The sequence below is a fragment of the Catenuloplanes indicus genome (assembly GCF_030813715.1).
In the GTDB taxonomy this organism is placed as follows: Bacteria; Actinomycetota; Actinomycetes; order Mycobacteriales; family Micromonosporaceae; genus Catenuloplanes; species Catenuloplanes indicus.
On record NZ_JAUSUZ010000001.1, the window covers coordinates 1,169,755 to 1,193,502 of the forward strand.

A 23,748-nucleotide genomic window follows, 5' to 3' on the forward strand; every position below is an offset into this window, starting at 1 on the left:
TAATGCACACCCACTGCCCGCGATCCACGTGCTTCGCACGCGACCGGCCCCGGGCCGATGCCGGCGGTGCATGCTCGCATTCCCGGGGTCGCGCGGGCTTCGCACGCCACCGGTCCCGCACCAACGCCGGCGGTGCAGGCGGCATCGCCGGTGATCGCCCGCTTCGCCCGCCCGAGGCGGGCCGACGCCTGAGATGATCTTCCATCCGTGCGGGATTGAAGATCCAGGTGTGGTGGTGGCCGCTTCGCGCGGATCGAAGCAGCCGCCAGCGATGTCCAGATCTCGCACCGCACCACCGAGCCGGCGACCACCGCACCCCACGCCCGAAATATCGCGACATCGGGGACGAGGCGCCCGCGACACTCCGCCGGCCAGGCGCGAAGGCGCCGCCGCCAGCCCTGTGGATTCCGCCGACACAGACCACCCGAAGGCGGAGCAAGATATGGCGATATTTCGGATGTGGCGTCGCACGCGCCGCGAAGCAGCGACGGCGCATCGCCACCGTGCAGCGCCGGGCCAGGCCGCGCCGCGCCGCCCGGCGCGGGTGCGGCGGTGGTGCTGTCCGGGTCGGGCGGGCCGCGCGTCCCTGGCCAGCGGAGATGCCGTTCGTTCGGTCCGGCGGGCATGGAGCAGACGCGGTGGGATGTCTCGCAAGAACCCAGTTCAGAGTCCATGATCAACTTAAGCTGAGCGGCATGGGGCACCGGTCCCGGTGCGGCACCGCCCGACCATGAGTTTCGGGCGCAACGCGCTCGAAATATCGGCATTACTGTGCTTCCAGGAGGCGGGGGACGCAGGCACTAGTCTTGGCCGGACTGATCGACGGGGAGGATCGGGACCGGTGAGACTCGGGATAGATTTCGGCACGTCCACGACCGCCGCGGTGACCGGCGACGGCAACCCGGTGCTGTTCGACGGCGTACCGTTGCTGCCGTCCGGCCTCTGTGCCGCCGGGGACCGGCTGATCACCGGAAGCGAGGCGCTGGGCCGGGCCTCGATCACACCGGACGCCTACGAACCGCACCCGAAGCGCCGCACCGGCGAGGGCTCGGTGCTGCTCGGCGCCTTCACGTTCCCGGTCGCGAAGCTGGTCGCCGCCGTGCTCGGCCGCGCGGCCGAGGAGGCCACGGTCGCCACCGGCGAGCCGGTGACCGCGCTCGTGCTCACCCACCCGGCCGCCTGGGGCACCGACCGGCAGCGCGTCCTCGCCGACGCGGCCCGCGAGGCCGGCCTGCCCGCGCCGGAGCTGCTGCCGGAGCCGGTCGCGGCCGCCAGCGCGCTGCCCGCTGCGGGCGGCGCGACGGTGCTGGTCTACGACTTCGGCGGCGGCACGTTCGACGCGACCGTCCTCACCCGCACCGGCGCCGGCCTCACGATCGCCGCCACCGAGAGCCTGCCGGACGCCGGTGGCCTCGCCGTCGACGACGCGCTGCTGGCCTGGCTGACCACGGCCGTCCCGGCACCGGCCGGGGCCTGGCGGCGTCTGCTGGAACCGCGGACCTCCACCGACCGGCGGGCCGCCCGCCGCCTCCGCGACGACATCCGCGTGGCCAAGGAAACCCTCTCGGGTACGCCGTCGGCCACGCTGCGCGTACCGTCGCTGGACCGGGACGTGGTCATCACCCGCGAGCAGCTGGAGACACTCGCCGCGCCGATCATCGAGCGCACCGTCGCGACGTGCGTGTCCGTGCTGCGCGCGGCAGGTGCGGCCGCGCCCGCCGCGGTGATCATGATCGGCGGTTCCAGCCGCATCCCGCTGGCCGGCACGCTGCTGCACCGGGCGCTGGGCGTACCGCCGCTGCTACCGTCCGACCCGGAACTGACGGCCGTCACGGGCAGCATCACCGGCTCCGACCGGGCGGTCCCGCCCGTGTCGTCGCAGGCAGGCGTGCCGATGCCGGCCGGTCCGGCGATGCCGGCCGGTCTCGCCGGAGGCACAGCCGGCGCACTCCCGACCGGCGTGGATCCCTCCGGCACCACCGCGGCCGCCGCGGGTCTCGCCGCAGCCGGCACGCTTCCGTCCGGCGCGACCTCCTCCGTCGCCACCGCCGCCGCGGGTCTCGCCGGAAGCGGTCCCGGCACCGCCGCCGAGGGCCCGGCCGGCGGGAACCCCTTCGGCACCACCGCCGGGACCGGCAGTCCGGCGCCTCGCGTCTCCAGCCCGGGCGACGCGGCCACGACCCCGATACCGGCTGTACCGCACCACACACCGGCCGCCTGGTCTCCGGGCCCGGCCGGTTCCGGCCACGGCGACGCGGCACCGGTCTCCGGCGCCCCCGTCTCCGGCACACCGATCTCGGGAACGCCGGTCTCCGGGATGCCCGTCTCCGGTCCCCCCGTGTTCCCGCCGCCTTCGGAGCGCGACAACGCCACCGCGATCCGCCGATGGGCGATCGTCGCCGGGGCGGCCGCGGCCGTCGCCGCGATCGCCGCCGCCGCCACGCTGCTCGTCCCCGGTGACGACGACGCCCCCGGCACCGAGGTCGCGCTGCCGCCCGCCAGCGTGAGCGCCGCTCCCGGCCAGGGCTCGGTCACCACCGGCCAGCCGCGGACGTCCACCTCCGCGACCGCCTCCCCCACCCCGTCCGCGACCGCCGGTGCCGCCACGTCCGCGCCCGCCACCACCGCACCGGCCGCGCCGCCACCCGCGCGGAGCGCCACGTTCTCCGTCCCCGGGACGCTGTGTCCCGCGGTCCGCTACGGTGCGGTCGCCGCGCTCGTCGGTGAGCAGGTCAGCGCGCCGGTCCGGTCGAGTTTCGACCCGACCATCCCGGAGCTGCGCACCTGCCAGGCCGACTTCGTCACCGGCGGTTTCCAGGCACTGGCCATCTCGCTCGGCAGTGAGGCCGAGGCCCGCGACTACATGACGGGCGTCCGCGAGTTCGAGGCCGGTGGCGGCGGCATCGAGGGTGCCCGCCCCGAACTCACCGAACGGGACGCGGCCGCGCTCGGCGTCGGCCAGGAGTCGTTCAGCTTCGCCGCCGAGGCCCCGCACGGCACCCGCACCGGCCTGGTGCTGCGCAACGGCAACCTGGTGATGGAGTTCGAGATCTACGGTTACGACGCGCTGGTCGAGGACAGATCCAAGCGCGACACCGTCACGAACGCGATGGCGACCGCCGTCCGGGAGACGCTGCCGCAGCTGCGCTCATGACGCGTACCGCTGGACCAGCGCCGAGAGCGTGGCGGTGATCCCCTTCGCGTTCTGCGCCGGGAAGCCGAGCAGCCGCGCCATCAGCGGGGACCGGGACGTACCCCAGTCGAACGTCTCGGTCACCTCGGTGCGCCCGTCACCGGCGTCCGCGAACTCCCAGCGCCACCGGTGCCCGAGCGGATGCTGCCACTCGACCAGCCGGTTCTCGTCGTACCCGGTCACCACCGACGTGATCTTGTAGGGAACGCCCATCTGCCGCATCGGCACGGTGAACCGGTCCCCGGCCGCCAGGCGGTGCGGCCCTTCCACCGTGTCGGCCCGGACCGTACCGGACCCGTCCAGTTCCGCGTGCCGGTGCGGATCCGCCACCAGCGCGAACAGCTCGGCCACCGGCGCGTTCACGACTGCGCGCCGGGACACCCGGCGTTCCCCGGTGTCGACTGTGGTCACCGTGCCGCTCATCGGCGGTCCCTCCTGTCAGCCGACCGCATCGTACCGCGCGCGGCGCCCCGATCACGGCCTCCCGGTCACCGCGACGACGGCCGTGGCCAGGTGACCGCGGGCCGGCTCCGGGACGGTGTCCCCGGAGCCGGTGCGTGCGGTCGTCAGTGAACCAGCCGCCGGCGGCCGGCCGGGCACTGGTGGGGTTCTTCGGGCAGCAGCTCGGCGAGCCGGTGTGCCGCGGGGTGGGCGCCGAGCCGTTCGAGGATGTCCCGGGCCGTCCGGAACGAGTCGCGGCCCGGCCGGTGCTCGCCCTGTGCGGTGAGACAGCGGCCGATACCCTCGTGCGCCCGGGCCTGTTCCTCGCCGTTGCCGGCCCGCTGCGCCAGCGCGAGCGCACGGCGGTGCTGTTCGAGCGCGCGGGCGGTACGGTTCCGGAGCCGGTTGAGGTCGCCCTGCGCGTTGAGCACCTCAGCCTGGCCGAGCGGATACTCCAGCGTCGTGAAGATCTCCAGCGCCGCACCGTGCGCGTCCTCGGCCGCGGCCGGGTCGCCGGCGAGCCGGTGCAGGATGCCGAGCTGGTTGAGCGTGCTCGCGTACCCGGCCTGGTTGCCCATCTCCCGGAACACCGACAGCGCGCCGCGGATCGCGTCGCCGGCCTGCTCATACCGTTCGAGCCCGCGGTACGCCCGTCCCAGATAGTTCAGGCAGTGCGCGATCCCGGAACGGGACCGCAGCCGGTCGTGCAGGGTCCGGGCCTCCTCCAGTGCCGTGGCCGCGCGGCCGTAATCGCCGAACTGGCAGTAGAGGTGACCCACGTAGTTCAGCGACACCGCGATGCCACGGGCGTCGTCGAGGACCCGGCACAGCTCCAGCGCGTGCTCGTGCAGTTCGACGGCCTCCTCGTTCTCCCCCAGGTTCTGCAGTCCGGCGCCGAGCCGGTTCAGCACGTCGGCGCAGGCCCGTGCGCTGCCGTGCGCGCGCAGGATCGCGGCCGCCTCGCGGAGCACCTCAACGGCCGCGCCGAACTCGCGGCCGGCCAGGTGCAGCGTGCCCAGTTCGGCGAGCGCCTCGCCCTCGCCCGCGCGGTCGCCGGACCGGCGCAGCAGGCTCAACGCCTGCTCCAGCTCGGCCCGGGCCGCGGCCCTCTCCCCGGCCGGCCGCCGCGCCGCCGCGAGCCGGACCAGCGTCGCCGCCTCCTCGGCCTCGGCGGGATGGTCGCGCAACGCGTCGAGTGCCGTCCCGAACGCGGCCTTCGCGGCCGGGTAGTCGCTGCGCAGGTACAGCACGGCGCCGAGTTCGCGCAGCGCCGAGGCCTGGGCCGGGTACGCGGCGTGACGTGCGGAGTTCTCGGCCGCGACCCGGTACAGCGTGATGGCCTGCTCCCACGGGCCGGCCTCGCGCAGGAACGCCGCCAGGCCGGTGGTCAGCCGAGCCATCAGTTCGTGCTCGTCCGTACGGGCCAGCGCGGCCACGCACGCCATCAGATTGACCCGCTCCCGCTGCAGCCAGCCCAGTGCCGCGACACGTGCCTCCACCCGCACCGGATCCGGCGGGTACGGCACCGCGAGCGCCCGGTCGGCCACGCCGACGCGCCGCTCGTAGTGGGTGGCCAGCCGAACCAGTGCCGCGACCTGTTCGGCCGGGACCGGGTTCCGGGACCGGGCGTAGTCGCCGATCAGGTCGTGCAGGTGATACCGGCCGCCGTCCCCCGCGACGACCAGGTGTTCCTCCACGAGCGCCTCCAGGAACGCCTCCGCCCGCTCGGTACCGACGCCGGTCAGCGCGGCGGCGGCCGGGACGTCGACGTCCGCGCCCGGCAGCATGCCGAGACGCACCAGGAAGCGCCGGAGCGGCTTCGGCAGACGCCGGAACGACAGGTCGAACGCCGGGCCGACGGCCAGGTCCTCGGCTCGCATCCGGGTCGTCGGGTGCACCGCCCGGCGCAGCTCGCGCAGCAGGTCGGCCGCGTGGCGGTGCGGACGGGCCCGCAGTTGTGCCGCCAGCAGGCAGATCGGCAGCGGCAGCGTGCCACAGTCCCGCACGATCTCCGCTATCGCCGCCGCCTCGTCGCCGCGCGGGTCCCGGCCGGATCTGCGGGCGAAGAGGTCCATGGCGGCCTGCTCGGTCAGGGTCGGCAGCTCCAGCGGATCCGTGGCGTGCCGCGCCATCAGGCCGGCCAGCCGTCGCCGGCTGGTCACCAGCACGACGCTGTCGCCACCGGCCGGCAGCAGCGGCGCCACCTGCGCGCTGTCCAGGGCGTTGTCGAGCACGATCACGCAGCGTCGTCCCGCCAGACGGCTGCGCCACTGTGCGGCGCGGGCCGCCGCACCGACGGCGATCTGGCCGGGCGCCACCGAATCCGCGACCAGCAGCTGATACAGGGCCTCGTCCGGCGTCATCGCGCGCCGGCCCTCGGCATGCCCGTTCAGCTCGACGAAGAACGACCCGTCCGGGTGCCGCGCGCTCAGGCGATGGGCTACGTGGACGGCGAGCGCGCTCTTGCCGACGCCCGGCATCCCGTCGATCAGGTGGAGCGAGTGCCCGGCCATCAGCGTGGCCGTCTCGGCGTCCCGCCCGATCAGCGGCGTCGTGTCCCGTGGCAGCATCCGGGCCGGCCGGGGACGCTCGCCCGCCGTACCGAAGATGTACTGGTTCCCGCCGGCCTGGAAGACCTCCGCGCCGCCGTCCGCCCGCAGCGACCGGCTCCCCTCCGTCTCATCGCCGGACATGACGGCCGCCGGCCACACTCGGCAGCCGATCGCGGCCGCCCCGTCGAAATCGTGATCCCCCGAAAGCATGCACTCGCATGATCCCCCCTGGCAGAACGGTGCCCGATGTGACTCACTTATCATCACCACGGCTCACCAGTCAGATTCGTCCGCAGGCGGCACAGTGGAGCGCCCAGCACGGCGCCTCACCTGCAATTGCACAGGCAGACGCACGTTCGGCGCCGATGAACGTGCGTTCAGCTGGGGTGATTCGTTCGATCGCCCGATGCGGGATCGGCCATTCGCCGGACATTCATTCATTTTCATTCATCCACGCCGATTCAGGATCTGCATATTTGACCAGCGACGTGATCACATTTTGGCGATCATCGATAGGTAATGCACTAGCCTCCTACCGGGACGGGTGATCCTTTCGGGGGGAGACGGATGAGCTCATGGACGGAGGGCCCGGCGGTGCCCCGCCAGCTGCCGGCCGGGCCGGCCGGGTTCGTCGGCCGTGATCGCGAACTGCACCGGCTCGACTCGCTCACCGCGCCAGGACCGGACGGCCCGGCGGTCGTCGTCCTCACCGGCGTCGGCGGGGTCGGCAAGAGCGCGCTCGCGCTGCGCTGGGCGCACGCGGCCGCCGTCCGCTACCCGGACGGCCAGCTCTACGCCCCGCTCGGCGCGTTCGACCCGGCCGGGCCGACCGACCCGGCCGACGTCGCGGCCGTGGCGCTGCGGTCGCTCGGGCTCGCGGAGGACCGGATCCCGGCCCGCGCGGCGGAACGGGCCGCGCTGTTCCGTACCGTCACCGCCGGCCTCCGCCTGTTGCTGATCCTGGACGACGCCGCCTCGGCCGCGCAGGTCCGGCCGTTGCTGCCCGCGTCCGCCCACGCGACCGTGCTCGTCACCACGCGGTGGCGGTTCGGCGCGCTGGCGCTCGACGGCGCCCGCTTCCTGCCGATCGGCCCGCTGCCCGAGGACGCCGCGACCGAGTTGCTCCGGCGCCGGATCGGCGACGCGCGGCTGGTGGCGGACCGGGAGGCGAGCGGCTCGCTGCTGCGCTGGTGCGCCGGGCTCCCGGTCGCGCTGGCGGTCTCCGCTGCCCGGCTCGCCAGCCGGCCCCGATGGCCCGTACGACGGATGGTGGACGAGTTGACCCAGGACCGCGTTTCCCTGCCCGGCGAGATGTCCCTCACCACGGTGTTCGAGCTCTCCTACCGGGACCTCGACGCGCCGGTCGCGCGCTGCTACCGGGCGCTCGGCGCGCATCCGGGCGCGGAGTGCGGCGTCCCCGCGGTGGCCGCGATGCTGGAGGTGGCCGAGCCGGAGGCGGCCGCGCTGCTGGACCGGCTGGTCGACGCGAGCCTGGTGGACGAGGCCGGGCCGGACGGTGACCGGTTCCGGCCGCACGACCTGGTACGCCGGCACGCGCACCGGACCGCGAACGCCGACCCGGAATGGAACGCGCTGCTGCGCCGAGCCGCCGAGTGGTACCGGGACGGCGCCGCGGCGGCGGGCCGGCTGCTGACGCCGTACCGGGACCGGCCCGCTCCGGACCGTTCGTTCGGCGCCATCCGGGACCGGAGCACGGCGCTGGCCTGGTTCGACGCGGAACGGTCCAACCTGGTCGCGGCCGTGCTGGCCACCGCGGAGCCGTTCCCGCTGCTCGCCTGGCAGATCGCGGACGGATGCTGGCCGATGTTCCACCTGCGCCGCCACCACGCGGACCGCCAGCTCGTCGACCGGGCCGCCGCCGGGGCCGCCCGCCGGCTGGGGGACCCGGCCGGCGAGGCGGAGATGGTCAAACGGCTGGCCTGGTCGCTCTACGACACCGGGCGCCTCGACGAGGCGGAGCCGCTGTTCACTCGCGCGATGGCGCTGGCCGCGGACGCGGGCGACCGGGCCGGGCTCGGCGGCGCCCACGCCGGGCTCGGGACCGTGGCACTCGCGCGCGGTGAGTTCGACCAGGCGCGGGAACACTCCGCGGCGCAGCACCGCATCTTCACCACGCTCGGCGACGTACGCTCGGCGACGCTCGGGTTGCTCCGGCTCGGCACGGTGGAGAACGAGTCCGGCCGGCCCGCGGAGGCGGTCACCTATCTGCGGCAGACCATCACCCTGCTGTCCGGGCTCGGCGTGGATCCGTACAACGAGGCGGTCGCACGGATCGAGCTGGGCCGCGCCCTCGGCGCGCTGGGCGATGACGAGGGCGCGGACCGGGAACTGGCGCACGCACTGTCCGAGATGGACCGGCTCGGGTCGGCGCGGGGCCGGGCGCAGGCCCTGCACCGGCGCGGGGAGTGGCATCTGCGCGCCGGGCGGGACCCGGACGCGCGACGGGACCTGACCGCGGCGGAGAAGGCCTACACCCGGCTGGCCGACACCGAGGCCGTACCGGTGCGGCGCCTGCTCGACGGGATGGCGTGACACGTCAGCAGGAGCAGCAGTGCCACCGCACGCGCGACGTCCACCGGCCCGGCACCGATCGGCGCGGCGCTGCCGCCCGCGGTCGCGGCCACCCGCCCGGTGCGATGGGTCAGTGTCACGGCCCCGTGGCCGGTGGTCCGGGCCACCGCGGACACGCCCGGACAGCGCGCCAGCAACTCCTCCGGCGTCTCCCCCACCGACGGCGCCAGCAGCAGCACGTCCGCGACCGGCACCCAGCCGGCCGGCGCGTCCGGCACGGCCACCACCAGGTAGGCCCCGCCCCCGGCCGACATCAGCCACACCCCGGTCACGACACCACCCGCCGGCGGTACGGCCGGGACACCGCGACCGGCCGGGTGACGGCCCGCCAGGCCGGCTCGGGCAGGCGCAGCAGCCGGTACATCTGGGTGCGCAGACGGCGCGCGGCCTCGCCCCGGACGGAGCTGACCAGCGGCGGTACCGCGGCCGCGACCGCCGCACGCCGGAACTCCGCGTCCCGCAGCTGGTCCCGCAGCGGACGGCGCACGTCGAGCAGCGCGGTCGTCCGGGACAACGCCTCGGCCGCCGACCCGGGCGCGACCCGGCCGGGCGGGGCCGGCAGGTGCAGCACCGGAACGCCGGCGGTGGCGGCGTAGAGCGTGGGCGACCCGTAGTCGCCGATCCACACGTCCGCGGCCGCGGCCAGCGCACGCCAGTCCAGCGGCTCGACGTACCGGAGCCCCGGTACCCGCCGGTTGCGCGCCCAGGCCTCCACCTGCCGCGCGCCGTGCCCGTGCCAGGTGGCGGGGTGGCAGACCGCGCGGACCGCGTACCGGTCACGCGGCAGTTCCCGCAGTGCCTCGCGGAGCGCCGGCCAGACGCGCCGGAACAGCGACCACTCGCCCCAGGTGCTGCTGACCGCGATCAGCGTCCGGTCCGCGACGACCCCCAGACCCCGGCGGTACGCGGTCCGGCGCGGCAGGCTCGCGGTGAGCCGGTCGAGGCACAGGTCGCCGGTGAGCCGCGCGGCCGGGAGCGCCTGCGGGCACTGCCGCGCCAGCACGTCCCGCGCGCCCACGTGCGAGATCGTGACCACCCGAGGGATCAGCCGCCCGTAGCTGGTCAGCCACGGCGCGGCCAGCCCGGTGACCAGCCCGTCCCCCGGCCCGCCGGACGGCGACCAGGTGACCTTGTTGCTCATGATGCCGTGCGGCAGCTGGATGATCGGTGCACGCAGCTCGTGCAGCCCGGCGCAGTCCGCCGCGAGCGCCAGGTCGAACGTGGACCGCCGCGCCTGCTCCCACGGGATCACCACCGCGCCAAGCGAGGACAGCAGCTCGTCCGTACCGTTGCTGAGCACGTCCGGCGCCCGGGTGAAGACCACCTGCACGCGCTCGTCCGCCTCCGCCAGCCCGACCGCGTCCAGCACGTGCTGCGCGCTCGCGACCGTGTGGCAGACCGCGAGCACCAGCCGTTCCACCGGCGCGGTGTGCCACCGTGCCGCGCCCGGCCCGGCCGGCATCTCCAGCCAGTGCGTACCCGTCATCTCGTGCATGCTCTTCCGTCCTTCGCATCGTGCGGCATGACGGTCGAAGCATCGGCGTGCCCCGCGGACGGGAAACGGGACGCGAACCCGGACGGAAACCGGGACGGTGCAGGCTGGGCCGCCGACAACAAAATTTGTGCCCGGCGATGCGACACTGCGTTCCGGGGGTGACCGGACATGGAGATTCGCCTGCTCGGCCCGGTGGAGATCACCAATGATGACCACACGCCGGTACGTCCGGAGCGCGCGGCACAGCGCGGCCTGCTCGCCGCGCTCGCACTCCGGCCCGGCCGGCTGGTGAGTACGGACGCGCTGATCGACTGCCTGTGGGACGGCGACCCGCCGGAGAAGGCCGGCGAGACGCTGGCCCATTACGCCCGCGCCGTCCGCGCCGCGCTGACCGCCGCCGGTGCCGCACCCGGCGTGCTGACGAACCGGCGCCGCACCGGCTACGCGCTGCACGTACCACCGGAGTCCGTCGACTATCACCGCTTCACCGCGCTCGTGCGGGACGCCGCCCGCGAGACTTCCGCCGGCCCGGCCGCGGACCTCTACACGCGGGCGCTCGCGATGTGGCACGGCGACGCGCTGGCCGACATCGGCACGGACTGGGCCGAGCGCCAGTCGTACCGCATGCGCCAGGAACGTACGGACGCGTGCTGCGCGCTCTTCCGCCGTCAGATGGCCGACGGCGCCCACGCGGCCGCCGCCACCGGCGTCACCGCCCTGCTGACCGAGATCACGCCGACCGACGACATCATCATGATCGGCCTGGAGGCGCTCGCCCACAGTGGACGCCACGCCGACATCGACCAGTTCCTCACGGACGCCACCACCCGCATGTGGCACCTCGCCGCCGCCCGCCCGAGCGACTCGGTCCGCACCCTCGCCACCCACTTGACCACAAACCCGCCCGCCGCGCATCGCCCCCCACACGAATCCCACGAGTCGCACGGCCGGGACGAGATGTACGGCGGGCGGGTCCAGCAGACAGCTACGAACTGCGGTACCGTCCACTTCGCAGGGCGCGATCAATACGTCTACATGTCGCGGTTCCATTAGGGTTTAGCGGCGTCCGCCAGCACACATTCACCCGCAGGGTGGAATCACTATCCACTTCGGATGATCATAACTACTATCTTCGATGGGATTTCTACGGTAGCAACGCGGGATCCCATCAAAGTAGGCCGCAGTTACGATCATCAGATTGGATGAATGTGCCCACCCCCTTGCTGCTGATGCTCTTCGTCAAAGCCATCGGAGCGATCAGCGGAATTCTGTTCATCGAGGATTAACGATCAGCACCACCCCACCGGGGGTCGGCTCATCGGCCGGCCCCACCCTTCAGGAACCATCCCCACGCGTAGGACTGTAGCTCACATAATCGACCAGGTCGACGGAATCACCCGTCCGGTCTACAATCCTTGGCAAGCGAGTTGCCACTCGAACAAAAGCGGCTGGGCCACGGCCGGCACGCCGCAGCACGAGATGACCGTCGCCTGCGGGTTCCGCCGACCGCGATGACGCGGGCGGGCCTGCGAGGACGTCGACGTCGCTGAGGACGAGGCGAGCCGCCGTCGACGTCCAGGCAGATGTCGGCCTGGCCGTCAACAGGTGAAATATCCGCAGCGCAGCGCGGTTGACGCGGCGCACACCGGGCTCGGGAACAAGCGGCGCTCCGGTCGTGCTGACCCTAGGGTGATCAACTTCGGACCGCGTCTCTCGCTGCTCGATCGCTCGCGCACCCGGACCGGTGAAGCAGAACCGGACGCGCTCCGGGGCACGGTCACGCGCGCGGCGCACGCGGAACGGCTCGGCTACGAACGGTTCTGGGTCGCGGAGCATCACGGCGTACCCGGGATCGCGGGCGCGGCCCCGGCCGTGCTGCTGGCCGCGATCGCCGGCGCGACCTCGGCCATCCGGATCGGCTCGGCCGGTGTGATGGTGCCGCATCATCAGCCGCTGGTCGTGGCGGAGCAGTTCGCGACGCTGTCCGCGTTCGCGCCCGGCCGGGTCGATCTGGGGCTCGGCCGCTCGCCCGGGTTCACCGCGCCGGTACGCCGGGCGCTGCGCCAGGCGGAGACCGACTTCGCGGCGGACGTCGCGGAGCTGCGCCGGTTCCTCACCGGGACGGCGGAGATCGGGCTGCACCCGCGGCCGGCGGGGACCATCCCGCTGTACGTGCTGGCCACCGGCAGCGGGTTGCGGATCGCGGCCGAGCTGGGGCTGCCGGTCATCGTGGGCGGGCCGCTGCTCGGTGTCGGCGGCGACCCGGAGCCGGGGCGGGCCGCGCTGGACGACTACCGGCGCACGTTCCGCCCGTCCGCGCGGCAGCCGGTGCCGTGGGTCGCGATCAGCCTGGACGTGCTGGTCGCGGACACCACCGCGGAGGCCGCGGACCTGCTGCTGCCGGAGGCGTGGGCGATGGCGCAGAGTCGCACCACCGGTGTCTTCCCGCCGCTGGAGCCGGTGGGCGTGGCGCGCTCCGCCACCCGCACGGCTCGCCAGCAGCAGTATCTCGAGCAGGCCGTGGCCGCCGCGATCACCGGCACGCCCGCGCAGGTGGAGAGCCGGCTCACCGCGCTGCTCGATCGCACCGGCGCCGCCGAACTGGTCACCGCCGGCAGCACCTTCGACCGCTCCGCCCTGGCGGCCTCCGACGCGGCCCTGGCCGCGCTCTTCGGCCGGCCGTGAGCAGGGCATCCGCACGCCCCTCCGGTCTTTCGTGGCGACCGACGGCGGAGTCGGAAGGTGCGGCGACGGCCGGCCCACCGCCGTACCGCGCCGGGGACCGGGGCCGGGCTGAGGATGCCGGCCGGCTGCGCCGCGACGGTCACCCGGCCGCGCGGTGGCGGTCGACCGTGACCGTGAACGACAGCGCCGGTCCCGGTGTCGGGGTGACCTTGGTGGCCAGTTCGTAGTCCGGTGACGGCAGGCGCATGTCCAGGCGGTGGAACATCCGGGCCATGGTGACCAGCATCTGCACGTCCGCCAGCGTCTTGCCGAGGCAGACGTGCTGGCCGCGGCCGTACGGTGAGTACGCCCCGGTCTGCAGGTGCTCCGCGCGCGGCTTCTCGTACCGGTCGATGTCGAAACGGTACGGGTCGGGGTAGAACTCCTCGAGGAAGTGCGGCACGGTGGTGCCGATGTAGAGCGTCTCGCCGGCCGCGATCCGGTGGCCCTGGAACGTGAAGTCGCGGGTGGCGGTGCGCATCTGCACCACCGCGGTCGGGTAGAGCCGCATCGTCTCCATCAGCGCGCCGCGGATCGCCGGGATGCCCCGGAGGTCACGCTCGGTCAGTGTCGGCCTGGCGAACAGCTGGTCGGCCTCCGCTCGTACCCGCTGATGCACGTCGGGGTGTTTCAGCACCGCGTAGACGAACGCGCCGATCGTGTTCGCGACCGTGTCCAGACCGGCCACGTAAGGGCCGGTCACGCTGATCATCAGGTCGGAGTCGGGCATCGCGCGCGGGTTCTCCCGGTTCGCGCGGAGCAGGTCGTCGAGCAGGATCGCCGGTCGCGCCGCCGCGCCGGGCCGTGACCGGTCCTCGATCATCAGGCGGCTCAGCTCGGCCACGCGGGCCTTCGCTCGCCGGTAGCGCGGGTCGCGCAGCAGCAGGCGCGGGCGCTGCCGGGTGACCAGCACGTTCAGGATGTACATGGTGACGCGCCGGACGTCGTCCACGTACTCCGGGCGGGACGCGCCAGTCATCAGCTCGCCCAGCTGATCGGTGACCAGCGCCTGCATCGCACGCAGCACCGGCACGGTCGCGCCCGGCCGCCAGGTGCGGTCGATGTTGCGGTCGGTGATCGCGACGACCTCGTCCAGCCGGTCCGCGATCGCCTCCCGGGAGTAGCCGCGGCGCATGATGTCGCGCAGCTCCTTGTGCCCCGCACCGTCCTCACCGGACAGCGTGCGGGTCGCACCGTACTCGTCGACGAGCCCGTGCCAGAACTCGCGCGACCGCAGGCACTCCCGCCCCTCCTTCGTGCCCATGAACTCGGCCGCCTCCGGCCCGGCGAGCACCGCATGCTCCCGGCCGAGGATCCGCACCCGGAAGACCGGCCCGTGCTCACGGTAACCGTCCACGAAGAACCGCGCCGGGTCCTTGCTCATCGGCAGCAGATTGCCCACCACGGGAAGACCGCGCACGATCGGGGTCCGCATCACACTGTCCGTCGTCACGACCCCGAATCGTATCGACGTCTATGATCGTCTTCGACCCCGCTCGCAGGAGCCGGAACAACACCCAAAAGACCTTTCAGCCGCGGTACGGGCGAGAGCAGCAGGATCACCGGCGGTAGCAGCAGGCCGGCGGCACCGGCGAACAGGCCGGTACGCACGCCGAACGCGGACGCGACGACCCCGGTCACGGCCGCGCCGCACGGGATCGCGGCGTAGCTCGCCAGCCGCATCACCGCGTTGACCCGGCCGAGCAGGTGCGGCGGCGCCACGCTCTGCCGCAGCGTGACCGAGCCGATCACGGAGATCGTCACGCCGAAACCGGTGATCAGGTATGCGGCCGCGATCAGCGCACCGGCGGCGATCGGCGTGCCGCCGGCACCGGCCAGCGGGATCAGGACGGGAGCGGCGCAGCCGAGCGCGGTGCCGGCGGTGAACGTGGGCCCGAAACCGAACCGGCGCACCGCACGCGGCGCGAACACGGCCCCGGCCAGGCCACCGAGGCTACCGGCGCCGATGCAGAGGCCGAGGGTGCCGGCGGTCAGGCCCAGCGCGGTGAGCGCGTAGAGCGCGATCAGCGTCTCTCCGAACTGGACGAAGAAGTTGTAGGCGAACGATTCCAGGCAGATAGCCCGCAGGTATGGATCACGCACCACCAGCGCGATCCCGTCGGCGAGCTGGCGACGCAGCGGGGTCGGCGGCACTCGCGGTGGCGCCGCGTCCGGTGACGGCGTTTGCGGCCGCGCCTCGTCCGGTGCGCGGATCGCCAGCAGGGTGGCCGCGGAGAACAGGTAGGACGCCGCGTCCAGCAGCAGCGTGACCGGTGCGGTCAGCGCCTGGACCAGCGCACCGGCGAGGCCGGGCCCGGCCACGTCCGCGACCGAGGCACTGACCGAGAGTTTGCTGTTGCCGTCGACGAGCTGGTCCCGCCCCGCGATCGCCGGCAGATAGGACAGGTGCGCGACGTCGAAGACCACCGTGGCCGCACCGATCAGCAGCAGCGCCACGGACAGTCCGGTCAGGTGCAGCACACCGGCGACCCCGGTCAGCGCGACGGCCGCGATCAGCACACCACGCAGCAGGTTCGCCGCGATCATCGCGGGCCGGGCCGGACGCCGGTCCACCCACAGCCCGACCGGCAGCGTGAGGAACAGGAACGGCAGGAACTCCACCGTACGCAGCACGCTGAGCTGCGCCGCATCCGCACCGAGCGCGGTGATCGCCAGCACCGGCACCGCGAACGTAGTGATCTGCGAGCCCAGCACGGAGACCGACTGCCCGGCCCAGAGCCACCGGAAGTCGCGGTTTCGCCAGATCGTCATGTAACCCTCATTGCCCAGACGATAGTTACGTAACCATCCTCAGCACAACGGTGGTTAACTAGCGGGGTGAACACCGGCCGTACCGCCCCCGCCGCCGCACCCGGCCGCCTCGGGACGGTCCAGGACTTCCTCAACACGCTGCACGTCGAGCGGGGCACCGACCTGCTCGGCGCACCCGCCACGGCGTACGACTGGCTGCCCGGCAACGACCTGCCACCCCCCGGCCCGCGCGCGCTCGACCGGCTGCGCGCCCTGCGCCGGGAACTGCGGTCCCGCTGCGGCGACGGCACCCCCGACGACGACCTTCTGGCCCGCCTCGCCGACCACGCCCCGCTGCGGTTCGCCCCGCACCCGACCGGCACGATCCGCTTGGCCCCCGCCGAGGACGGCCACCGCGGCATCCTCGCCACGCTGCTCACCATCACCTACGAGGCGCAGCGCGACGGCACCTGGCCCCGGCTCAAGACCTGCCACCACAACGGCTGCCGCTGGGTCTTCTACGACCACTCCCGCAGCCGCACCGCCACCTGGTGCGCCATGGGCATCTGCGGCAACCGCACCAAGGTCGCCGCCTACCGCCGCCGCCAGTCCACCCCTCGCTAGCCCCCGGCCCCCGCGCCACCACCTCCCACCTCACCGCGTCACCACGGACCTCGCCGCGTCACCGCCTTTCCGCCTTTCCGCCTCGCCGCCTCGCCGCCTCGCCGGCACCCGGAAGCGGCACCCGCCACCCGACCACCCGCCGGCCGCGGCGCCGACCATCGCGATCCGGCATCCGGACCCGAAAGACGGAACCATCCGCCGTACGCGGCGAGATGCACCGACCGCCGCCGGTGGTTCCGCCGACCGCGCCGCCGGCAGAGCCGCCCCGATCCCCGTCGTCACCCGGGTGGAAGCGGTCACATACGTCCGAACCGGTCAGCCTCAGTGGATCTCGTGACGCGAATCGTCGTTCTGAGGTTCTTCGTGACGCCGACGCGACGCGACCGCCATGCCACCGACGCCGCCGGCCCGGCACGGGTTCGTGCAAGTCCCCTGGACCCCGGGCCGCCGACGTCAGGGCCGGATCCACCCGGGCACTCCGGTCCCGAAATTGCACGATATAACCCGCTACAACTGCGGGCTCAGTTCCGCAGCCACCCCGTAGTGGTCGGACAGGTAAGCAGAGCGGCCCTCCGCCAGCGGCACCTCGTCCTGGAACACCGGGTCGGCACGGCCACGCAAGCCCCGGCCCAGTACATGGTCGAACGCCGGCGGCGACGGCCACCGCGCGGTGGGCCGGCAGGTGGGCCGCGGGTCACCGGCCAGCACGTCGCGCAATCCCGTCGCGTCCAGGAAGTCGCGCAGCGCCGGCTTCCCCCGCGGCACGTTCAGGTCGCCGGTCACGATCACCGGCCGGTCCGGCCCGGCCTCGGCGGCCAGCCAGGACGCGAGCCGGTCCAGCTCCGCCCGCTGCACCGCGATGTAGCGGTTCCCGCCGGACCAGTCGCCGTCACGGTTCGCCGACAGGTGCGTGTTGACCACCAGCACGCCGTCGATCGTCGCCGCCTGGAACCCCTTCCGCATCAGCCACTCCGGCCGCGCCGGGCCGGTCCTCGGGTACGGCACGAACCGCGGCGCGGTGATCGGCCGCCGGGACAGCAGCACCAGACCGCCCCGCAGCAGCACCGGCCCGGTGTGGAACCGGTGCGGGAAACCGCGGCGCAGCAGGCGTACGTGCCCGCGGTACATGACCTCCTGCAGGCAGACCACGTCGTAACCGGACGGTTCCAGCAGTGCGCCGAGCGCGGTCAGCCGCGCGGTCACGTCGCCGGTGAACAGCGTGTTGAACGTCAGCAGTCTCATGATCGAATCCGACGACAACCACCTTCCGCACGAACGCGGTTACCGGCAAGGAGCGCGACCGGCCAGATGACCAGCACAAGCGGGATGATCAGCAGGTACTCGACCATCGGGATGCGGGTGACCTCGTGGATCTCGCCGAGGCCGCGCCACGAGTAGACCGCGATCGCGGCCACGGCATACCCGGCGAAGATCCACCAGCGGGTACGGGAACCCAGTCCCAGGCCGTGCATCTGGGTGATGACGAAGACGGCGAGGAAGCCGAACAGGAACATCGGCCACGCGCCGCCGGGGCCCGAGTTCATCACCGCGACCAGCGTGCCGTGCACCGCGACCAGCAGTTCCAGGCTGACCGTCCACCAGCGGTTCGCGTGCGCGGTGGTGAAGATCAGGCTGCTCTGGAGCAACAGCAGGAACACGTAGAAGAAGCCGATCAGGTGGCCGCCGGTGACCTCCATCGGGTGGTACCAGAACGTATAGATCACCGCCCAGCTGAACAGGTAGCCGTGGTACCGGCGGGCGAAGTCGACCACGGTGGCCGGGATCGGGGCACGCCGGCCGGCGGCCAGCCCGCGCCGGCGGTTCTCCATCAACAACACCACGACCAGCAGGAGTACGACCGAGCCCTGCGAACTGAAGATCGACACGTCCTGGGCGAGCCCGTCGTAGAACACGTGCGTCTGCGCCAGGTGCAGCGCGACGAAACCGAGGTTCACCGCGAGCGCGACCACGTTGACCCGGGTGAGTCCGCGACTGTACCGGCGCACCCGGGTCTGCGCCCACCAGATCAGTCCCCAGGAGACGAGCTGGTGCGTGGCGTAGCCGAGCCAGGCGGACAGCCGGGTCCACGCGGTCGGCTCCGGCAGCTGCCAGTAGTACCAGCTCGCGCCCGCGTCCGGCAGGAACGCGATCGGGCGCAGACCCTGGCCGGCCAGCCAGACCAGCCCGGTCAGCAGCGCCACCGCCGGGACGCCGATCAGCAGGGCGCGCTCACTTCGTACCGCGGAGTCGTTGACCACGGAAGGGAGTATGCCGGATATTCAGTAAGCTGAACAATGGACGCTGTTCGATGGGAGCCATGATGGGCCGGTACCGGTTGCGGGTCAACGGCAGACGCAGAACCGTGGACGTCCCCGGCGACACGCCGCTGCTCTGGGCGCTGCGCGACGAGCTGGGCGTCACCGGCCCGCGCTACGGCTGCGGCGTCGGCGCGTGCGGCGCGTGCACGTCACTGATCGACGGCGCCGCGGCCCGGCCGTGCGTGCGCACGGTCGCCGACTCGCAGGACGCCGCGATCACCACGATCGAAGGGCTGTCCGACCGCGGCGACCACCCGGTGCAGCGCGCCTGGCTGGAGCTGGACGTCGCGCAGTGCGGCTACTGCCAGCCCGGCCAGATCATGACGGTGGTCGCGCTGCTGGCGAGCGTGCCGGACCCGACCGACGCCCAGGTGGACGCCGCGCTGCGGGACAACGTCTGCCGCTGCGGGACGTACCCGCGCATCCGGGCGGCCGTGCGCCGCGCCGCCGAGCTGGCCCGGGAGGCGTGATGGTCACCCGCCGTACGCTGCTCGGCGCCGCCTTGATCGTCGCCGTTCCGCTCCCCGGCGCTACGCTGCGACCCTCGGTGTTCGTGCGCGTCGACCCGGACGGGCGCATCGTGGCGACCGTGCCCAAACCCGACACCGGCCAGGGGGTACGGACCATGGCCGCGATCCTGGTCGCGGAGGAGCTCGCGGTCGAGGTCGCGGACGTGACGCTGGAGCAGGCGCCCGGCGACACCGCCACCTACGGCCCGCAGGGGGTGGCGAACTCGTTCTCCAGCCGCCAGCTCACCGAACCGCTGCGCACCGCGTCCGCGACCGCCCGCTGCCTGCTCGTCGCGGCCGCCGCCGCGCGCTGGCGGGTCCCGGCCGGCTCCTGCACCGCGGCCCGCGGCCGAGTCACCCACCCGCGCCGCGGCGCCCTCCCCTACCGCGCGCTGGTCGCGGACGCGGCCGCACTGGACCCGGCCACGGTCCCGGTCACGCTCACACCGCCGTCCGCGTGGCGGCTGATCGGCCGCACCGACGCCGGCCGCGCCGACGCCCGCGAGATCGTCACCGGCCGGGCCCGCTACGGCGCCGAGTCCGCCCCGGCCGGCCGCCTGGTCGCTGTCGTGGCCCGGCCACCGTGGATCGGCGCGGTCGTGTCCACCGTGGACGACACGGCCGCGCGGGCGGTCGACGGCGTGGTCACCGTGGTCCGGCTGACCGCGCCGGGCGACGGGCAGGGCGGCGTCGCGGTCGTGGCCCGATCCACCACGGCAGCCCTGCGCGGCCGCGAGGCACTGCGGGTCACCTGGACCGGCGGCACCCCGGACGCGGACAGCCGCACCTGGCTGGCGGATCTGGAGGCGGCACTCCCACCCGCGCCCCCTGCGGCGGCCTCGACGCCGCAGGGAGTTTCCGCCGCGACGGAGGCGGAGTCGGCGGCGGCGCAGGCAGGTCCCGCCGCGCAGGCAGGTCCCGCCGCGCAGGCAGGTCCCGCCGCCGCGCAGGTGGGTGTCGCGGCGGCGGAGCGGGTGTACCGGTTGCCGTTGCTGGCGCACGCGCCGATGGAGCCGATGAACGCGACCGCACACGTCACCGCGGAACGGCTGCGGGTATGGGCGCCGATCCAGGATCCCGGTTCGCTGCGCACTCAGCTGGCCCGGCAGTTCGGGCTCGCCGAGGCGGCCGTCGAGGTGACGCCGACGCTGGCCGGTGGCGCGTTCGGGCGGCGGATCGAGCCGGACGCCACGCTGGAGGCGATCGCCTGCTCGCGCGCCGCCGGAGCGCCGGTGACCGTGCGGTGGACCCGGGACGACGACACGCGGCACGACTCGTACCGGCCGATGTCCGTGCACCGGCTGACCGCCGAGCTGGATGCGGACGGCGTGCCCATCTCCCGTACACATGCGGTCGTGACCTGGCCGTTGACCGTTCTGCCGGTCTTCGGCAACCCGGCGATCGTGAAGGCGAGCGGCGACCACTTCCCCTACGCGGTGCCCGGCGAGGTCACGGTGACGCTGCGGCCGGCGCCGCTGCGGACCGGATTCTGGCGCGCGGTGTACGCGGGGCAGTTCGGCTACGCGGAGGAGTGTTTCCTGAGCGAGATCGCCCGCCGCGGCGGCCACGACCAGGTCGCGCTGCGCCGGCGGCTGCTGCCGGCGGACTCACGGCTGCGCCGGGTGCTGGACGCGGCCGCGGACCGGGACGGCTGGACCGGCGGCCCGGGTCGCGGCGCCGCCTGCCACCTCGACTACGGTTCCGCGATCGCGGTGCTGGTCACCGCGGATCCGGCCACCCGCCGGGTACGACGGGTGACCGCGGCCGTCGACGTGGGCATCCCGATCCACCCGTCCGGCGTACGCGCACAGGTCGAGGGCGGCATCCTGGACGCGCTCTCCACCGTCCTCGGCGCGCAGATCACCGTGCGTGACGGCGCGGTGGTGCAGTCGTCGTTCCGGGACTACGCGTGGGCGCGGATCGGCGACTGCCCGGAGATCGACGTGGTGCTGGTGCCGTCCGAGGCGCCGATCGGCGGCCTGGGCGAGCTGGCGTATCCACCGGCCGCGGCCGCGATCGCGTCCGCGCTGGCCGTCGACGGTGCACCGGTCACCGGCATGCCGTACGGGGTGGCGGTGGGCTGAGGGCCTTCAGAGTTGCGCGGTCAGGTAGATCAGCACGAGCAGGGCGACGGCGGTCAGGCGGATCATCCGGCCGGCCCGGCGGCGGGCCTCGAACGCGTGCCACCACGCGATCGAGGCCTCGGCGAGGGCGGCGGACCCCAGACGTACGGTCGAGTCCAGCACCGCCGCCCGGCGCAGCGCGACGCTGACCCGGCCGGACGGGGCGGGCCGGGCCCGGACCGGCTCGGCTCCGGTCGCGGTGGTCCCGAAGATCGCGAAGGTCTCGGCAGTTGCGCCGAGATGCGAGGTCACAGGCGTCCCGGCGCTTCCACCGGCCTCGGAGATCCCGCGGACCGCGGAGTTCCCACCGAACTCCGCGGTGCCGACCGGCTCAGCAAGAGCGCGGAACTCCGCGGTGCCGCCCGGCTCGGGAGCACCGCGGAGTTCGGCGGTGCCGGGCGTCTCCCAGACGACGAGGTCCATCGGGTAGATCTGCCGCTCGCGCCAGCGCCGGGCCTCGCGGCGCACGATCCGGTCGAGGTGCCGGTCGACGAGACCCGGCCGCCGCAGCAGCATCGCGGCCGCGCGCAGCGCCGACCACCGGCCGGCCAGGCCGGACAGCACCTCGGCGAGCACCTCCGCCCGCTCCAGCCCGAGTGCCGGAACCTCCCGCGCGACGCGCGCACGCAGCTCCGGCAGCCGCCGGCCGACGAACGCCACGTAGTCGGCCGGCGCCTCCGCCGACATCCACATTCCTCCATGGTTGCCCGGTCCGGCCGCCCGGTAAAGCGGCTCAGCCGCGTGAAAGGATGATCCGATGCGCGCGGACGTCGACTCCTGGCCGACCGGCCGGCTGCTGTCCGTGGCCGCCCGCATGGTCGAGGCCCGCTTCGACGACTTCCTCGCCGGGCTCGGCCTGACCCACGCCGGCCTGATCACGCTGCACCACCTGGCCGACGGCCCGCTCCCGCAGCGCGAGCTGGCCCGCCGCTCCCGCGTCACCGACCAGACCATGAGCCGCACCATCGACCGCCTGGCCCGCACCGGCCACATCACCCGCAGCACCGACCCGGCCGACCGGCGCCGCACGGTCGCCGTGATCACCCCGCTCGGCACCCGGGCCCTCACCGCCGCCCGCGACGAGGAACGCCGCTCCGACCGGTTCTTCGGCGCCGTCGACGACTACGACCACTTCCGCGACCAGCTCATCCGCCTGATCGAGTCCGCCGGCAACCGCTGAGCCGCAACGACCGGCTCGCGGCCCGGCCGGTGGCGGAGGCTCAGCCCATCACGGTGAGCCGGGCGACCATGTTGAGCACGTGCCGGAGGTCGCCGGTCGCTTGCAGCACGCGGCGCTGCCGGGCGGCGCCGGTGCCGACGCGCCGCAGCAGGGACAGCGCCGCGATCACCGACGGCAGGTCGCCGTGCCGGATCAGGGCCGGGGAGGCCGTGGCCAGCAGGTCGCCGACCAGGTGCCCAGCCGGGCGGGAGTGGCCCACGCGAAGGTCGAACAGCTCCGCGTCCAACCCGTCGCGCGCGGCCCGCCAGTGCGCGGCCGTGACCGTGCACTCGGGTACGTCCGGCGCGGGGATGCCGTCCCGTACGTCGTCGATGGCGGTGGCGACCAGCGCCCGCAGCAGCGCGGTGATCAGCACCGTGTCGCGCGCGGTGGCGCACACGTCACCGACCCGGATCTCGACCGTGGGACAGCGTTCGGAGACCCGCGCGTACCAGTGGACCTTCGCGTCGCCGACGAGCACGCCGGAGTCCCGCAGCGCGTGGACGGCCTCGTCGTACTCGGCGGCGGAGCCGAACACCGGCGTCGGCCCGAGGCTCGGCCATCGCTGGATCTGCACGCTGCGCCAGCTCGCGTGGCCGGTGTCCACGCCGTCGAAGATCGGCGAGTTCGCGCTCATCGCCTGCAGCAGCGGCAGCCAGACCCGCAGGTGCGCGCAGACCTGCACGGCCAGTTCCCGGTCCGGTACGCCGACGTGCACGTGCAGGCCGCAGAGTCCGTCCCGTTGCCCGGTCGGGACGTGCGGGCCCGGCGCACGCAGCGGCGTGGCGCCGATCGCGGTCAGCCGGGCGCCGGAGTCGCGAGCGGCCAGCGCCGCGATCCGCCGGTGCCGGTGCAGGTGGTAGGAGAGTTCCGGCAGCCGGGTGCAGACCGGGCTGACCATCTCGATCATGCTGCGCCGGGACTCGGCGCGGCTGTGCTCCCGTACCGGGTGCGGCAGACCGGCGCGGACCCGGTCCGCGACCGGCATGTTCTCCCCGGTCTGCGGGTCGAGCAGCAGAAGTTCCTCTTCCACACCGATCGTCGGTACGACGGGGCCGGCGGCGAACCCCGGCCGAGTCCAGCGTCGCAGCGTCTCGACCACGAGCGTCCTCGCTTCGTCAGGACGCGCCGTGACCGGCGCGTCGGGCCGGACCGGGCTTCCCGCCATCCGGGGCGGTAAACGTCCGCGGGTGGCGATGATCGGGTG

At 73.8% G+C, this 23,748-nt stretch carries 18 protein-coding genes; 8 read left to right on the forward strand and 10 right to left on the reverse strand.

Going from position 1 to position 23,748, the window contains the following annotated elements; translation table 11 throughout:
* The first annotated feature begins 841 nt into the window (after window positions 1-841).
* Window positions 842-3,154, forward strand: a complete 2,313-nt coding sequence (locus J2S42_RS05580; protein ID WP_307235871.1) for an Hsp70 family protein — start codon at window positions 842-844, stop codon at window positions 3,152-3,154.
* Here J2S42_RS05580 and J2S42_RS05585 read toward each other — a convergent pair.
* Together J2S42_RS05585 and J2S42_RS05590 are read right to left on the reverse strand one after the other, a co-directional pair.
* Window positions 3,149-3,616, reverse strand: a complete 468-nt coding sequence (locus tag J2S42_RS05585; RefSeq protein WP_307235873.1) for an SRPBCC family protein — start codon at window positions 3,614-3,616, stop codon at window positions 3,149-3,151. The genes J2S42_RS05580 and J2S42_RS05585 overlap by 6 nt on opposite strands.
* A 143-nt stretch (window positions 3,617-3,759) precedes the next feature.
* The gene (locus tag J2S42_RS05590; protein WP_307235875.1) at window positions 3,760-6,327 is read right to left on the reverse strand and encodes an ATP-binding protein; all 2,568 of its coding nucleotides are present in this window, start codon (window positions 6,325-6,327) and stop codon (window positions 3,760-3,762) included.
* Window positions 6,328-6,753: 426 nt separating this feature from the next.
* Between J2S42_RS05590 and J2S42_RS05595 the strand changes: the two genes are divergently transcribed.
* The gene (locus J2S42_RS05595) at window positions 6,754-8,739 is read left to right on the forward strand and encodes an ATP-binding protein (RefSeq protein ID WP_307235877.1); all 1,986 of its coding nucleotides are present in this window, start codon (window positions 6,754-6,756) and stop codon (window positions 8,737-8,739) included.
* Here the strand turns inward: J2S42_RS05595 and J2S42_RS05600 are convergent.
* On the reverse strand, window positions 8,676-9,050 hold the full coding sequence (locus J2S42_RS05600; RefSeq protein WP_307235879.1) for a hypothetical protein: 375 nt from the start codon (window positions 9,048-9,050) through the stop codon (window positions 8,676-8,678). The two genes, J2S42_RS05595 and J2S42_RS05600, sit on opposite strands and share 64 nt — an antisense overlap.
* Entirely contained in the window at window positions 9,047-10,273 is a 1,227-nt protein-coding gene (locus J2S42_RS05605) for a hypothetical protein (RefSeq protein WP_307235881.1), read from the reverse strand. The genes J2S42_RS05600 and J2S42_RS05605 overlap by 4 nt, the downstream gene beginning before the upstream one ends.
* A 168-nt stretch (window positions 10,274-10,441) precedes the next feature.
* Between J2S42_RS05605 and J2S42_RS05610 the strand changes: the two genes are divergently transcribed.
* Together J2S42_RS05610 and J2S42_RS05615 are read left to right on the forward strand one after the other, a co-directional pair.
* Complete coding sequence (locus J2S42_RS05610; protein ID WP_307235883.1) at window positions 10,442-11,326, forward strand: AfsR/SARP family transcriptional regulator; 885 nt, start codon at window positions 10,442-10,444, stop codon at window positions 11,324-11,326.
* A 636-nt stretch (window positions 11,327-11,962) separates the two neighbouring features.
* Window positions 11,963-12,958, forward strand: a complete 996-nt coding sequence (locus J2S42_RS05615; protein ID WP_307235885.1) for an MsnO8 family LLM class oxidoreductase — start codon at window positions 11,963-11,965, stop codon at window positions 12,956-12,958.
* 139 nt (window positions 12,959-13,097) lie between these two features.
* Here the strand turns inward: J2S42_RS05615 and J2S42_RS05620 are convergent, their stop codons facing one another.
* Window positions 13,098-14,450: a cytochrome P450 gene (locus J2S42_RS05620; protein ID WP_307235887.1), complete on the reverse strand. Its 1,353-nt coding sequence runs from the start codon at window positions 14,448-14,450 to the stop codon at window positions 13,098-13,100.
* Window positions 14,447-15,769: an MFS transporter gene (locus tag J2S42_RS05625; protein ID WP_307235889.1), complete on the reverse strand. Its 1,323-nt coding sequence runs from the start codon at window positions 15,767-15,769 to the stop codon at window positions 14,447-14,449. The genes J2S42_RS05620 and J2S42_RS05625 overlap by 4 nt, the downstream gene beginning before the upstream one ends.
* 66 nt (window positions 15,770-15,835) lie before the next feature.
* On the opposite strand from J2S42_RS05625, the gene J2S42_RS05630 reads away from it, so the two are divergent.
* A complete protein-coding gene (locus J2S42_RS05630) occupies window positions 15,836-16,372 on the forward strand; it encodes a CGNR zinc finger domain-containing protein (protein WP_307235891.1) in 537 nt (178 codons plus the stop codon).
* Between the two features lie 507 nt (window positions 16,373-16,879).
* Here J2S42_RS05630 and J2S42_RS05635 read toward each other — a convergent pair.
* Both J2S42_RS05635 and J2S42_RS05640 read right to left on the reverse strand, forming a co-directional pair.
* Window positions 16,880-17,614, reverse strand: coding sequence for an endonuclease/exonuclease/phosphatase family protein (locus J2S42_RS05635; RefSeq protein ID WP_307235893.1), 735 nt, complete (start codon window positions 17,612-17,614; stop codon window positions 16,880-16,882).
* Window positions 17,611-18,630: a hypothetical protein gene (locus tag J2S42_RS05640; RefSeq protein ID WP_307235895.1), complete on the reverse strand. Its 1,020-nt coding sequence runs from the start codon at window positions 18,628-18,630 to the stop codon at window positions 17,611-17,613. Before J2S42_RS05640 ends, J2S42_RS05635 begins: the two co-directional genes overlap by 4 nt.
* A 50-nt stretch (window positions 18,631-18,680) precedes the next feature.
* Between J2S42_RS05640 and J2S42_RS05645 the strand changes: the two genes are divergently transcribed.
* Together J2S42_RS05645 and J2S42_RS05650 are read left to right on the forward strand one after the other, a co-directional pair.
* Window positions 18,681-19,160: a (2Fe-2S)-binding protein gene (locus J2S42_RS05645; RefSeq protein ID WP_307235897.1), complete on the forward strand. Its 480-nt coding sequence runs from the start codon at window positions 18,681-18,683 to the stop codon at window positions 19,158-19,160.
* Complete coding sequence (locus J2S42_RS05650; protein WP_307235899.1) at window positions 19,160-21,283, forward strand: xanthine dehydrogenase family protein molybdopterin-binding subunit; 2,124 nt, start codon at window positions 19,160-19,162, stop codon at window positions 21,281-21,283. Before J2S42_RS05645 ends, J2S42_RS05650 begins: the two co-directional genes overlap by 1 nt.
* A 6-nt stretch (window positions 21,284-21,289) precedes the next feature.
* On the opposite strand, the gene J2S42_RS05655 is transcribed toward J2S42_RS05650, so the two are convergent.
* Entirely contained in the window at window positions 21,290-22,009 is a 720-nt protein-coding gene (locus J2S42_RS05655; protein WP_307235901.1) for a hypothetical protein, read from the reverse strand.
* A gap of 70 nt (window positions 22,010-22,079) precedes the next feature.
* On the opposite strand from J2S42_RS05655, the gene J2S42_RS05660 reads away from it, so the two are divergent.
* Complete coding sequence (locus tag J2S42_RS05660) at window positions 22,080-22,502, forward strand: MarR family winged helix-turn-helix transcriptional regulator (protein WP_307235903.1); 423 nt, start codon at window positions 22,080-22,082, stop codon at window positions 22,500-22,502.
* Between the two features lie 40 nt (window positions 22,503-22,542).
* Here J2S42_RS05660 and J2S42_RS05665 read toward each other — a convergent pair whose 3' ends face one another.
* The gene (locus J2S42_RS05665) at window positions 22,543-23,631 is read right to left on the reverse strand and encodes a carboxylate-amine ligase (RefSeq protein WP_307248631.1); all 1,089 of its coding nucleotides are present in this window, start codon (window positions 23,629-23,631) and stop codon (window positions 22,543-22,545) included.
* Window positions 23,632-23,748 lie beyond the last annotated feature (117 nt).

Bases quoted from the DNA above. Each gene is read 5' to 3' on its own strand.
- J2S42_RS05585 (WP_307235873.1), bottom strand. From the start codon at position 3,616: ATGAGCGGCACGGTGACCACAGTCGACACCGGGGAACGCCGGGTGTCC.
- J2S42_RS05590 (WP_307235875.1), bottom strand. From the start codon at position 6,327: ATGTCCGGCGATGAGACGGAGGGGAGCCGGTCGCTGCGGGCGGACGGC.
- J2S42_RS05595 (WP_307235877.1), top strand. From the start codon at position 6,754: ATGAGCTCATGGACGGAGGGCCCGGCGGTGCCCCGCCAGCTGCCGGCC.
- J2S42_RS05605 (WP_307235881.1), bottom strand. From the start codon at position 10,273: ATGCACGAGATGACGGGTACGCACTGGCTGGAGATGCCGGCCGGGCCG.
- J2S42_RS05610 (WP_307235883.1), top strand. From the start codon at position 10,442: ATGGAGATTCGCCTGCTCGGCCCGGTGGAGATCACCAATGATGACCAC.
- J2S42_RS05625 (WP_307235889.1), bottom strand. From the start codon at position 15,769: ATGACGATCTGGCGAAACCGCGACTTCCGGTGGCTCTGGGCCGGGCAG.
- J2S42_RS05635 (WP_307235893.1), bottom strand. From the start codon at position 17,614: ATGAGACTGCTGACGTTCAACACGCTGTTCACCGGCGACGTGACCGCG.
- J2S42_RS05645 (WP_307235897.1), top strand. From the start codon at position 18,681: ATGGGAGCCATGATGGGCCGGTACCGGTTGCGGGTCAACGGCAGACGC.
- J2S42_RS05650 (WP_307235899.1), top strand. From the start codon at position 19,160: ATGGTCACCCGCCGTACGCTGCTCGGCGCCGCCTTGATCGTCGCCGTT.
- J2S42_RS05655 (WP_307235901.1), bottom strand. From the start codon at position 22,009: ATGTCGGCGGAGGCGCCGGCCGACTACGTGGCGTTCGTCGGCCGGCGG.
- J2S42_RS05660 (WP_307235903.1), top strand. From the start codon at position 22,080: ATGCGCGCGGACGTCGACTCCTGGCCGACCGGCCGGCTGCTGTCCGTG.